This is a genomic window from Paenibacillus turicensis (genome assembly GCF_050461185.1).
Taxonomy (GTDB): Bacteria; Bacillota; Bacilli; order Paenibacillales; family Paenibacillaceae; genus Fontibacillus; species Fontibacillus turicensis_A.
Window position 1 is genome coordinate 56,504 of the sequence record NZ_JBCMOR010000012.1, and the last position, 13,725, is coordinate 70,228.

General features: G+C 38.2%; 9 protein-coding genes. 7 read left to right on the plus strand and 2 right to left on the minus strand.

Translation table 11 applies throughout. From position 1 onward, the window contains the following. The first annotated feature begins 136 nt into the window (after positions 1 to 136). Together ABE099_RS16425 and ABE099_RS16430 are read left to right on the plus strand one after the other, a co-directional pair. Complete coding sequence (locus tag ABE099_RS16425; protein ID WP_430032168.1) at positions 137 to 1,645, plus strand: alpha-N-arabinofuranosidase; 1,509 nt, start codon at positions 137 to 139, stop codon at positions 1,643 to 1,645. A 149-nt stretch (positions 1,646 to 1,794) separates the two neighbouring features. Beyond that, on the plus strand, positions 1,795 to 2,808 hold the full coding sequence (locus tag ABE099_RS16430) for a S66 family peptidase (protein ID WP_430032169.1): 1,014 nt from the start codon (positions 1,795 to 1,797) through the stop codon (positions 2,806 to 2,808). Positions 2,809 to 2,828: 20 nt separating this feature from the next. Here ABE099_RS16430 and ABE099_RS16435 read toward each other — a convergent pair whose 3' ends face one another. Beyond that, positions 2,829 to 3,620: a helix-turn-helix transcriptional regulator gene (locus tag ABE099_RS16435; RefSeq protein ID WP_430032170.1), complete on the minus strand. Its 792-nt coding sequence runs from the start codon at positions 3,618 to 3,620 to the stop codon at positions 2,829 to 2,831. A 527-nt stretch (positions 3,621 to 4,147) separates the two neighbouring features. Here ABE099_RS16435 and ABE099_RS16440 point away from each other — a divergent pair. Further along, positions 4,148 to 5,737 (plus strand): CIA30 family protein, encoded by a 1,590-nt coding sequence (locus ABE099_RS16440; RefSeq protein ID WP_430032171.1) that lies wholly within the window; start codon positions 4,148 to 4,150, stop codon positions 5,735 to 5,737. Positions 5,738 to 6,040: 303 nt separating this feature from the next. Continuing rightward, on the plus strand, positions 6,041 to 7,366 hold the full coding sequence (locus tag ABE099_RS16445; protein WP_430032172.1) for a hypothetical protein: 1,326 nt from the start codon (positions 6,041 to 6,043) through the stop codon (positions 7,364 to 7,366). An 84-nt stretch (positions 7,367 to 7,450) separates the two neighbouring features. On the opposite strand, the gene ABE099_RS16450 is transcribed toward ABE099_RS16445, so the two are convergent. Then, positions 7,451 to 8,047: a class I SAM-dependent methyltransferase gene (locus ABE099_RS16450; RefSeq protein WP_430032173.1), complete on the minus strand. Its 597-nt coding sequence runs from the start codon at positions 8,045 to 8,047 to the stop codon at positions 7,451 to 7,453. Between the two features lie 254 nt (positions 8,048 to 8,301). Between ABE099_RS16450 and ABE099_RS16455 the strand changes: the two genes are divergently transcribed. The 3 genes from ABE099_RS16455 (at position 8,302) to ABE099_RS16465 (ending at position 13,607) form a co-directional block, all read left to right on the plus strand. Continuing rightward, positions 8,302 to 10,116 (plus strand): sensor histidine kinase, encoded by a 1,815-nt coding sequence (locus tag ABE099_RS16455; RefSeq protein WP_430032174.1) that lies wholly within the window; start codon positions 8,302 to 8,304, stop codon positions 10,114 to 10,116. After that, positions 10,109 to 11,803: a response regulator transcription factor gene (locus tag ABE099_RS16460; RefSeq protein ID WP_430032175.1), complete on the plus strand. Its 1,695-nt coding sequence runs from the start codon at positions 10,109 to 10,111 to the stop codon at positions 11,801 to 11,803. The genes ABE099_RS16455 and ABE099_RS16460 overlap by 8 nt, the downstream gene beginning before the upstream one ends. Before the next feature lie 112 nt (positions 11,804 to 11,915). After that, on the plus strand, positions 11,916 to 13,607 hold the full coding sequence (locus ABE099_RS16465; protein ID WP_430032176.1) for a sugar ABC transporter: 1,692 nt from the start codon (positions 11,916 to 11,918) through the stop codon (positions 13,605 to 13,607). The last annotated feature ends 118 nt before the right edge of the window (positions 13,608 to 13,725 follow it).

Genomic DNA, 13,725 nt, shown 5'->3' on the forward strand with positions numbered 1-13,725 from the left:
GTTTCATTTCTTTTAGTCATTAATTTTTTCTGAGAACATCCTTGCAATTTTTGCTGTAATGTCTTTTAATATAAATGTAATCATTAATTCAATATTATAGAATTAACAATATTATTAATTCAGGGAGTTGGACATTATGGTAGCAAAAGCAAAAATGACAGTAGATAAACATTTTACAATTGGCGAAGTAGATAAACGTTTATATGGCTCTTTTATTGAGCATTTAGGACGTGCGGTGTATGGGGGTATTTACGAACCAGGACATCCTGAGGCAAATGAAGCCGGCTTTCGTAAGGATGTGTTGGAGCTTGTAAAAGAACTCCAAGTGCCGATTGTCCGTTACCCTGGTGGAAATTTTGTATCCGGTTACAATTGGGAGGATTCAGTAGGTCCAGTAGCTGAGCGTAAACGTCGATTGGAGTTAGCGTGGCGTACCGTTGAGACCAATGAATTTGGATTTAATGAGTTCGTGGATTGGAGCAAGCAAGCCAATTCCGAAGTGATGATGGCAGTAAATTTAGGAACTCGTGGCGTTGACGCGGCACGTAATATTGTAGAATACAGCAATCATCCAAGTGGCTCATACTATAGTGATTTACGTGTGAAGCATGGCTACAAGGAACCACACAATATAAAAACGTGGTGTCTTGGGAATGAAATGGATGGACCTTGGCAGATTGGACATAAAAATGCAGTAGAGTATGGAAGAGTTGCTTTAGAAGCGGCAAAAGTAATGAAATGGACGGATCCAAGTATTGAGCTAGTTGCTTGCGGAAGCTCGAACATTGGCATGCCTTCTTTCCCTGAATGGGAAGCGACAGTTTTAGATCATACTTATGACCATGTGGATTACTTATCCTTGCATCAATATTATGGCAATCATGATCAGGATACCCCTACTTTCTTAGCTCGCTCCATTGAAATGGATCGTTTTATTGATACTGTAAATGCAACTTGTGACTATATTAAAGCGAAAAAACGTAGTAAAAAGACGATGTTCCTTTCCTTTGATGAATGGAATGTATGGTTCCACTCTAATGAAAATGATCAAAAGCTAGATCCATGGCAAATTGCTCCCCCACAACTGGAAGACGTATATAACCATGAAGATGCTTTAGTGGTAGGGTGTATGTTAATTAGCTTGTTGAAGCATGCGAATCGTGTGAAAGTAGCTTGCTTAGCACAGCTTGTCAATGTTATTGCTCCAATTATGACTGAAAATGGTGGTGCGGCTTGGCGACAAACTATTTTTTATCCGTTTATGCATGCCTCTATTTATGGACGAGGTACTGCACTTGTGCCGCTTATTCAATCACCAAAATACGATACAAAGGAAATAACAGATGTTCCTTATTTAGAAAGTATTGCCGTGCATAACGAGGAAAAGGGAGAAGTTACTGTATTTGCAGTGAACCGTCATTTGGAGGAAGCATTACCACTAGAGGTTGATCTTCGTAGCTTTGAAGGTTTTACTTTACTGGAGCATATTGTATTAGAAAGTGATGATTTAAAGGCTTATAATACTTCTGCTACACCAAATAGAGTAGCTCCACATCGCAACGGCAATGCGACAGTTTCTGATAGCATCGTAAATGCAAATCTTCCAAAAGCATCTTGGAACGTCATTCGTTTGAAATTGAAATAAGCGGCCTGTGTTTTTCTATAACGCGGATGAATTGATTTATTATATGTAACATTGATATATTATAACGCTAGGTGTGTTATACTCACATCTAGCTTTTTTATTGTATGAGTACTTATTGCATGATTACTTATAGAAGGAGGTATAGCTCGATGATTACGTATCCCTTTTTACAATCCGGAGCAACAATTGGGGTTACCGCACCCTCTTCAGGCGTACAACCTAATTTTCATCATTTAATGAAACAGTCCTTCTCACGCATGGAGCGAAAGGGCTACAACATAGAGTGTGGGGATACCGTCTGGACGCAATACAAAGCCAAGTCCGCCTCTTCACGAGTTCGTGCGGAAGAGTTAAACCAGATGCTGCAGGATGACATTATTGATGTTATTATTCCGCCTTGGGGTGGGGAATTGTTGCTTGAAATTATTGAGCATTTGGAATTTGAACGGTTTAAACCTAAGTGGATATTAGGTTACTCGGACGTAAGCTCGTTATTACTGTCTACAACGTTAACAACAGGAATAGCAACAGCACATGGGACAAATTTAATTGATTTGCGAAGTGAACAAAGTGATGAGACAACAGCAAAGTGGGAAGCGGTATTATCTACTAAAGTAAATGAGAATATCACTCAGGTTTCTTCTGAAAAATATCAAATGGAGTGGGGAACAGAGGAAGCGGACGCTTCTATCTTTAAGCTTATGGAGCCAACCTATTGGAAGGTAGTAGGTGGTACAAGTGTATTGATGCAAGGTCGTTTGCTTGGAGGTTGTATTGATGTCATTCGGCACTTAATCGGCACACCTTATGGGGATGTGAAGCAGTTTAGACAAAAATTTATTGATTCGGATCCTTTAATTTGGTATTTGGAGAATTGTGAATTATCTACTGTTGATTTACGAAGATCCCTAATACAAATGAAACTAGCTGGTTGGTTTGAGCATTGTAACGGGATTATGTTTGGAAGAAGTGCAGCGAACCACCCCATAAATGGATATTCCATAGAGGATGTATATACAGAATTACATGAAGAACTGCAAATCCCTATTGTATATGACATTGATTGTGGGCATATGCCTCCCCAGATTACGCTTGTTAATGGAGCTTGGGGTGATGTTGAAGTAAGTGAAGGAAAAGGAAGTGTGACGTTACGCTTTAAATGATAAGGCTCATGGGTCATTTATCAATTCGGCTTCCTTTTCTGATTTCTATACTCTGTTGGCGTAATTTGATTTTGCCGTTTGAATTGTCTCATAAAATGAATTTCATTACTATAGCCGCATTTCTCCGCAATTTTCTTTACTGAAATATCTGTTGTGGATAAAAGATATTTGGCATGCTCTAGCCTGCTCATAATGACATCTGCCATCGGGCTTACACCAAAAAAGTCCTTATACATATGTTGAAATGATGATCTACTCATGGCAAGCTCATGAGATAACCAATCGATACTCCAATTTAAAAAAGGTTGGTTGTAAATTTTGGCACGAATGATGGACATTTTATTAAAATGTGAATTGTTCATTTCATTATTTACAGAGTAAATTCGGTTGCTTAGCTTAATAAAAAATAGCTGTAAATATAAATTGATCGTTTCGTGTTTAAGCCGATTAGAGGAATAAGTTTCATAACACAAATTGTTAATAATGATCGATAACTCATTTAAGTCCCCAATGTGAATGACTTTGTCTCTTGGGATGGCTAAACGTGTAAGCATGGCTTCATCATCTGGACTATCCATTTGGAAGTGGAACCAATCATTTGCGAATTGAGCGCCATAAGCTCGATAAAGCTGTGGGGAGTGCTTATTAAATAAAATAAAGGAGTCGGGCTGTGTAAATAGATCAAGCTGGTTGAAAGTAAAAATAGCAGGTGATTTCAGCAGTAACAGCAAATAATCACCAGAGCCATTAGGTCGATCAATCATAAAATCAGCATCATGGATATGGTTGTAGCCGATATTTCTGATATTCATATAAACCTCCCTAGTACGCTCATACTCTATTTTCGGCTCTATTTAAAAATTTGTACTTGCCAACGACGGAAGGCTGGTAGCTACAATACAGAGAGCTCTTGCGATTTTTGTTAAAGCTGTCAAGCACTAATTTTAAGATTGATCCCTATTTCAGTAATGTCTCTATTTTAAATCTGATCCCTTTTTTTGTAAACGTATACTTGCACAATGAGTAAGTATATATGCAGAAAATATAATGATAGACTATAGAAAGTTTATTTTGTTTCAATTGCACAATAGGTAAGTATATATGCACAATATGTAATTGATGACATAGATAAATCTATTTATGCTAAAAATAGGAAAGTTGAAAAGCTTGTTTTAGACCATGATGAAAGCGCTTTGATGATTAGGTTAGCTTCATCGGCTAAACAGAAAAGGATAGTTAAGGGGGGATGATATTAGTAGATTGTATAGGGTTTTATTAAAATGAGTTATTAAAAGTATTGCTATTTTCTCATTATATTATTATTAAAGGAGCGAGTAGAATGAAGAAGCATTTAATGTGTTATAGTATTATTCTTTGTATGTTAATTGCTTGCATTCCAGCATCTGCGGCATCTTCTGATACTACAAATGACCCAGTCCTTCAAAATAATTTAACTGCAATAAGTGCGCAAAGCATGATTCAAAGAATGGGAAATGGCATTAACATGGGAAATACGCTTGAACCACCGTATGAGGGTGAATGGGCTACCGCAGCTAGAGAATATTATTTTGATGATTACAAAGCAGCGGGCTTTAAGCATGTTCGTATTCCAATCCGTTGGGATAACCATACGAGTAAGCAATATCCATATACGATTGACCCGGCTTTTTTAAATCGTGTGGAGCAAGTGGTAGATTGGTCGCTCTCCCGTGGGCTTGTAACCGTAATTAATACCCATCATGATGAATGGGTAATGGATGATTATAGTGGGAATATTCAGCGATTAGAAATGATTTGGAAGCAAGTAGCTGAACGTTTTAAAAATAAATCCGAAAATTTAGTGTTTGAAGTGTTAAATGAGCCACACGGCAACATTTTAGATGAAGAAATTAATGATATGAATAAAAGAATTATCTCAATCATTCGTCCAACTAATCCAACGCGGCAAATCATTATCGGGGCAGGGCATTGGAATAGCTGGCGTGCTACAATTTACAATTTAGAAATTCCTAACGATCCTAATTTGATTGCAACATTCCATTATTATGATCCTTATGATTTCACGCATAATTCAATTGGTACTTGGGGTACGGAAGCAGATAAGACTACAATTTTCAGAGCATTCGAAAAGGTAAAGAAGTGGTCTCAAAAAAATAACAATATTCCTGTTTATTTAGGTGAGTATGGTGCAAAAGTAGAAAATGACTATAACTCCCGTATAAAATGGTATGATTATGTTTCTGATGTAGCAATTCACAACGGTTTTGCATTAGCAGTATGGGATGATGAGGGTTGGTTTAAGCTGTATGATCGTAACCAGCGGACATTTAACCATCAGGTTTTGCAAGCAATTATGCAACAGAGCACTTATAATTGGCCTGCACCGTTACCAGACAATCAGGAGCCTAACCCGCAGCCACCTGTATATTCAGTAGGAACAAAATTAGTAGATAATTTTGAAGGGGGCCTACTGTGGAGTAAATATGAAGGTAATGGGGCGACAGTTTCACATTCGATTGTGAACGGAAGAAACGGTAAAGGGATGGAAGTTCAGTTCCAAGGTAAAGACGGCGGATATTGGGGTGTCGTGAAGGATATTAATGAGGACTGGTCTTCATGGATTGGTTTATCTATTGATGTGAAGTCTGAACAGAGAAGTATTTTTAATCTTGTTTTGACTGAGAAAGCAGCAAATTCAGAAGACGGGGAAAACTGGAAATATACGATTCGTCCAAACTCAAGTGGATGGACAACGATTGTAATTCCTTTTAACAAATTTACGAAGCGTGTGGATCACCAGCCTTCAACTGAAGATGGAAATGATATATTGAACCTAAACAAGCTAAAAAATATGCAAATCTTACAAAATGGCTCTAACGGAGGAAAAATCATTATTGATAATGTTAAATTGGTTGGTTTGCCTCAATAATAGCTAGTAAGATAATATCGGATCTACAATCTATAAATTACAAATCTAGTAACAAGGAAGCTCGCTTAAGTCGATATGGCTTAAGCGAGTTTTTTAAGTTACTTAACAGCGGTTGTAACCACTCTCTACTACGTAGCTACTTACCTCTTAAATTGTCTAGTTCTGATTATTGTAATGAGTCAAATTTTCACAATTTAAAATGATGGAGTGAAATCATTGATTACAATTATCCACGTTAGTTTAAAAGTAAATGAATGCATGATTCATAATTCATAATACATAATATGAACTGGAGGAATAGAGATGGAGTGGCTACAGGAAGATATCGCGGAAAAGTGGCGGACAGAAGGAAAACGTTATGCGAGTGAGATTAATGTATATGTTAACAAAGGAATGACGGAAGGCTGGGATAGTGTAGGGGAAGAGCCTGCTGAGGATGATCGCTCAGCTCTAGCTAATAAAATTTTTAAGATGATTAGAGCAGCGAATGAACGAAATGAAATAGCAGCACTCAGGGCTTTAATTCCTGCGGCGACATGGCCGTTAGCCAAGCACTTTGAGAAGGAGATGCAAGCAATACGTAGTATTCATTTTTTAGGTCAAGATGAGGTTGTATTTAGTACAGGCACTTCTTGGGAAGAAAATAAAGTAATTACCGTAAAAAATGATAACGTCTCCGTATTTAATGAATACAGCTTTGTTGGGGCGTCACCTGACAAGCAATTTTATGCACTTTCTAGTAAAAAAGGGATTAAGATTATAAAATCAATGGATTGTCAGTTGCAGGGGGAACTTATAGCCCAGTTTTCATGGACAGAGCTGAACACACAAATTCAAGCGTTAAGCTCTGAGATTTCAATTTTAGGAGAAATTGAACCACATGAAGAGTTACCTTTGGAAGAAGCAATTCCATTTCAAGAAGGAAAAGCTTTATTATTAGTTACGGGTCATGGGATTTTTTATGTTCAATTAGCACAGCAGATGAAAGTAACGATGCTTCATCCTGATCTCGCAGAGCTTAAAAAATATGATTTAGACCAAGCTGATATCGATATGGCACATGGTGCAGTTTCTAGTGATGGCAGGTGGATTGCATTTGGAAGTCAGAGTAGTGATCATCTATTGTATGATGTCGTAACAGAGCAAACTTATAACTTCTATCCTAATTCAAGTTACCCTCATTATAGTATTTTTACAAAGGACCAACAGCACATATGGTATAATGCCTGCCATTTTTACAATGGAGATACAATTGCAGTATCTTTGGAACAAGTAGTAGCAGGCGAGATGAACAAGGATCAGGAGTGGCCAAGCATGAATGAAGATGCAAGAGTGTATGCAGCGGTTGCGCTTGAGCAAGGTATTGTGATTGGAGATGCTTATGGCTATTTGAAGCTGATCGATACACAAGGGCAGGAGATTTGGCGTCATTTTGTTGGCAGTACCATTTCAGCACTAACTGTTGATAACGAAGAGAAGACATTAGCCGTAGGTACTTATGGAGGAATGCTTCATTTTCTAGCGCTTCATGCTTCTGAGCGAAGTGAGTATGAAATTGGTACAGGTGCTGTTCGTGAAATTAAGCGGATCCTTGCTTGGAAAAATCAAGACAAACCACTATGGTGGTAAACTAAGTTGTAATAAACTAAGTGTAATAAACTTTACATGTGAACGCTCACTTCTTACTAAGCGATTGACTTAGTGAAGTGGGCGTTATTTAATTCCTTTGATACATATCCATTTTTGATTGGGACTAAGAGCATAATTTACAGTATTAAACCCGATATCATGAAATAGCTGCTCCATTTCCTCCTTTGTCTTATAAGTAGTCATATGGTAATTCACCTTGTAACTCTCTGCAACGAGAAGAAAGCAACCTTGTGATGCTAACACGCGGTAGATTTCTGTAATACTTCCTACTATATCTGACCAAAAGTAATGGGTTTGAAAGGCAGTTATAACATCAAAGGTACCGGTTGAGAAAGGCATTTTTGTGACACATGCTTGCTGAATAAACATTTTACCCATCTCAATGTCTGGTTTATTAGCTTGAATAGAATCCTTCACTGCTTGCTCAGCATAATCAATTCCATATATTTTTCCGTATGTATTTAGATTCGAAAGTAATTGTAGTGTTTTTCCTCCGCCACAACCCACATCTAACATGACAGCAGACTCTGGTATGTTAATTTTCGCTAACGCCCATTTGTTCATTTCGTAGTGAGCGGTATTCATTATTTTTAACATTAGCGAGCCTACAAAGCCGCTTGGGTTTTTAGCTTGAGCTATTAATCTATGAAGTAAATTCAAAGCATAACCTCCTCCTTCGATTTATTTACCTATTTACTACGATAATATTGATGATAGGTTCCAGTTTATTAGCAGAGGGCATTTCTCTAATCGCATCATATTCATCAAATTTCACAAGAAATTAAGTTGCATTAAGTGCAGAAATATTGGTATTTTCCCCTTTAAGCAAAGAAGAAAACGTTTAAAATATGAACTAAATCGCGTACTAAAATATGATTATTACTATTACTTCTATATAAAGCGAGATGAAAACAATGTCGTATCGAACAAACCTATTTTCTAAAATGATGATTTTAATTTTAATTATGCTTATTCCAGTATTAATTTTATATTGGTATTCGAATTACAAAACAACGGCTGTGCTCCAAGCGGAATTAAATCGCTCTAATAGTACACAACTTGAGTTTTTTCAAAATCAAGTCAATACAAACATTGAATTGTTATCTTCATGGCCTAATTTACTTATTCATGATCCTGATATTGCTAGCTTCCGGCGTATTTATATGGACAGTAAATATTTTAATTTAGATACCATTAACTTAGTCAAACGAATTCAAAATAAACTAAGTATCCAAGAAAGCTCTTCACATTGGACTACAAAGCTATATTTATACTCTCCATCATTAGGTCGTAGTGTCACAGAACGAGGAGCTAACTTTTATGATCCTGCTTCACTACGTGGAGAGATGAAACGAGGATGGAATGTACATAAACAGAAAGAGACAGGAACATTTGGGGAAATAACTGGAGAAGTGAATGAAAAAAATGAAAGCTTTATTTTTAGCTGGATCACCTCTTTTCCTTACTGGATCGATGATCCTGCAACAAATGCAGATACGTTAATTAAGCTGGAATTTAGTAGTAATAATATTTCCGATATGCTAGATAAGTTTAAGGACGATGGAAGACATGATCCTTTTTATTTCCTTGACGGGACAGGCATTATTTATAATCGAAGCTCGAATCAGGAGCTTATAAAGCAAATCATGAAGCAGTTAGATGAGTCTAAGCTAAGAGAGGGGGATCATCATACTGTGGTGGTGGATGGCGAGCCCTATATGGTAAATACGGTGAAATCAAAAACGATCGGCTGGTATTTGGTTGATTATATGCCTTTGAGTAGCATTTTACATCCCATTCATCAATCTAATCTATTTTTTTATTGCTCCATGATTTTTATATTGCTGACAAGCTCACTAGTTGCATATTGGCTATACGTGCAGGTACAGGTTCCGATGAAGCAGTTAATTTGGGGCTTTCAACGTTTAAAGAAAGGAGATTATGCTGTTCGTATTCAAGTGAAGGGAAAAAATGAATTTAGCTTTCTTGCGGGTAGATTTAATATGATGGTTGAGCAAATTCAGCAATTGTTTGAGCATGTATACTTGGAGCAAATTCATGTGCGTGAGGCAAGATTAAAGCAGCTACAGTCTCAAATTAACCCTCACTTTTTTTATAATTGCTTCTCCTTTATTACAAGTATGGCAAAGTTAGGACGTACGGATGCGGTTGTGGCAATGTCTCACAATTTATCACGCTACTATCGCTATACGACGAGGCAGGAGCGAGATCAGGTCCCACTTCAAGAGGAAATTGACTTTGTGACCTGCTATTTAGAAATTCAGCAAATGAGAATGCAACGTATTTGTTTTACAATTGATTTGCCAGAGGAAATGAAACGACAGTATGTTCCCCCATTAATCGTACAGCCTTTAGTTGAAAATGCAGTGATCCATGGCATTGAGCAGGATGGGGAGGCTGGTGAGATTAAAATAACGGGTGAAAAACGTGATGGCTGGATGTATTTAAGTGTAGAGGACGATGGAGCGGGTATGGATCAGCAAGCGATTATTAATTTAATGAGTAAGCTTAAAGGAACGATGGATAAGGAAATGGGGTGTGGACTATGGAATGTGAATCAGCGCCTCCAGCTTAAATACAACGAACAGGCAGGGATAAGTATGGGGCTGTCTTCGCTTGGGGGATTGTGTGTTACGCTGTGCTGGCCTGTTGGTGTTGATGTAATTGTGGATTCCAATATGATCAAGGATGTGAATGGTTTTGATTGATATTTTATTAGTTGATGATGAAACGTATGTGACGGAGAGCCTAGAAGTAACGATTCCTTGGGCAGAGCTGGGGATTACGTCAGTCTACAGGGCTGCCTCTGCTAAGGAAGCCTTACATATCGTTGAAAATAACGACATTGATATTGTTGTAACAGATATACGTATGCCTGGGATGAGTGGGCTTGAGCTTATTGATGAGATCAATCAACGCTGGGCACATATTCGTTGTATTTTACTTACAGGTCATAGTGATTTTGAATACACCAAAAAAGCGATTCAGCTCAAAGCAATTGACTACATACTTAAGCCTGTGAATGATGAGGAATTTATGACTGCATTATCATCAGCGATTGGAATCATCCGTACACAGTGGGATGAATTTGATCAATACCATCGTTTATTATACAGCCGAAAATCAGACTATAAAATTTTGCGTGAAAATGTAATGCATGATTTGTTGTTAGGACGAGAAATGACGGTAAAAGCATTAGCAGAGCAGCTTGAAGCCTACGAGATTGAGATTGATCCTCATCAGTCGATGATGATGTTACTTATACGTCTTAGCGGCAGACCTGCCAGCTTGGATCAGCAGTCATTAGATTTGATGGATTTTGCCGTTGGTAATATCGCCGAAGAAGTATTTGGTACAGCGTATCATGTATGGTTCGGCAGGGGACCACATGAATGCTTAGTGATGTTTCTACAGGAGAGATCAATGGGACAACAATTTAGACATAAAATAGGGGAACAGTCCATGTCACAACCTATGACACAAATCATGACACAATCTATGAATGCAACTATACCAAGCAATGTGAATGAAAATATGAAGACGCAAATTGAATTGTTTCAAATGCATGTCCAGCGCTTTTTGCAGGGAGTCATGTCTATTGTCGTTTCCTCCTCGTTTACGTTCAGTGAGTTACCACAGGTGTATTGGCGTAGCTTGGGTTCGCTTGTGTTGTCTGGTCCTGAGGATCATGCCATTATTTTTATGGATCAAAAAAGAGACAAATGGGCAGAACAATCTGCCTCACAGGTGCTAGATGAGTTATACAAGCCACCAATGCTGACTCAACTATTAGAAACAAGACAATGGGAGGCGGCAGAGAGTAAGCTAAACTTTGTTTTTGATGCTTTAGAACAGGTGCCCCTATCTCGCAATCACATGTATGAGCTTTATTTATATGTTACAAATGCCTTTATGTATATCGCACATAAACAAGGCAGTCTGATTCACGAAATGGATCCGACAGGCTTTGATTTTTTGTTTGCTAACCAACTCATTCAAGCACCAAGTAAGTTAAAAACATGGGCTACAGAAATGTTAAGTAAGCTCCAAGCTGAATTAAGTGACCAAGTAGGGATACAAAATCGCAGACATATAATTGCTCAGGTGCAAGAGCTCGTGACCGCAAGTCATGGACAAGCATTATCGGTCAAAGCAATCGCAGATCAAGTCTATATGCACCCTGTATATTTATCTAAAATTTATAAGGCTGAGACAGGTGAAGGCTTGGGTGATTATATGATTCGGATGAGGATGGAGCGTGCACTTTATTTACTTAAGCATACGAATAAAAAGATATATGAAATCACGAGTGAGCTTGGGTACCAAAACCCACAATATTTTAGCAAAATGTTTAAAAAGCATTATGGAATGACCCCAAATGAATTTAGAGATTAGAGATGAAGTAGTTTCTAAAGGTGCAGAAATCTTGATTTTATGACATAGTCTGGATTCCCTTGCCACACCTATAATGAAGAGGTAACCAATATGATAAAGGGGGAACCTAGATATGAAAGGAAGCCAAGCTTCAAAAAGATGGCTAACGCTCCTTGCTGTAACTACTTCTTTAGCACTGATGCTTACAGGCTGTGGTGGCGGTAAAAGCAATAGTAATGATGGAAAATCAGAGGCAAGTAAACCCACAGTTGAAAATCAATACAAAGAAAAATATGAACCAGAGGTTACGATTACAACAGCATGGGGAATTGATCCAGAGCTTAGATTTAAAAATGGCGAATCAATGGAAAACAATGTTGCTACCAAATGGGCAAAGGAAAAATTCGGGATTAACATTAAATCGTTATGGTCGGTTACGGATACAAATAATGCATTTGCAACAAAGCTGAGATTAGCCATGTCCTCAGGACAAGAGATGCCGGAAATTGTAACGGTGGGAGACAACCTTTTAGCGCAAGACTTAATTGATTCAGGAATGTATCAAGAGGTTGGTCCGCTATTTGATAAATATGCATCAGAGACATGGAAAAAAGCAATGGAGCAAGACCCTAACATTTGGAATCAATATAGTCGTGACGGGAAAAGAATGGGGATTCCAGTGCTGGATTATGCCTATAACAATGACTACTTGTTATGGATTCGCCAGGATTGGCTAGACAAATTGAAGCTAGAGGCACCTAAAAGCATAGATGAGCTTGAAAAGGTGATGGAAGCGTTTAAAAATCAAAATCCAGATGGATTAGCCCCAGATAAGGTGATCCCACTTAGCCTCGGCTTCAAAACATCGATGAATACATGGATGGGGGATCCTTCTTGGGTGTTTGGTGCGTATGGCACATTGCCACAGCAATGGAATTTAAGTAGTGATGGCAAGCTAGAATATGGCTCGATTCATCCTAGTATGAAGCAAGGCTTAGCGAAGCTAAGCGAATGGCTGAAAAAGGGCTATATTCCGCAGGAGGCTGCTTTATGGGATGAAAACAAAACAGCGGAGCCTGCCGTTGCGGGTACAGCGGGAATAATACCTGGTCCGTATTGGATGAGTGGATGGCCACTGAAGGATACAGTAAAAAATGCCAAGGATGCAGTCTGGAAGCCCATTACGATTCCCTATGGCCCTGAAGGAAAAGCGATGCGTCATGGCACACAATTTGTAAATGGTGTTGTATTAATTAAAAAGGATATGGCACATCCAGAAGCGTTTTTTACGTATCAAAACTATTTGTTCGATAATTATGCGAACCCAGCACCGGGAAGTCCTTATGATAATGGACTATTTGAAGGTTATGACTACCAGCTAGATGCCAATGGTAAGCAGATGCCGATAGAGGAAATTGAAGGTGGCTATGTCAATGTTGTTCGTTATTTGTTAGTTCGAGATGGCGCACGTATTCCAGATGCTCAGATGAAGGCATTGCTTAATTTGGCAGAAGGAAAGGCGCCAGAAAGTAAGCTAGAAAAGGATGTCGCAGTTAATTATGGAGCTGAGACTCCTGCGGCGGCTAAAGTATTGCTTTCACAAGAGGAGATTTCCTTTAAAAATATGTTTACTGGCCCAACAACGCAAACGATGAAATCTAATTTGGATTACTTGAATAAAATGGAAAATCAAGCGTTTAACGAAATTATATATAGCAAAAGTCCTGTGGATTCCTTTGATAAGTTTGTAGAGACGTGGAAGGCAGGCGGTGGTGATCAAATTACAGAAGAGGTCAACACTTGGTATCGTGGTGTAAATAAGTAAAGTGGTGTAAATAAGTAAATATTTTACGCTGAAATTAAGCTGTAAGTTCAGTTAACTAAGCATATGGAAGCCGATTCCGTATGCTTTTTGTTTATTTATTTTTGATTTGTGAAAGTGG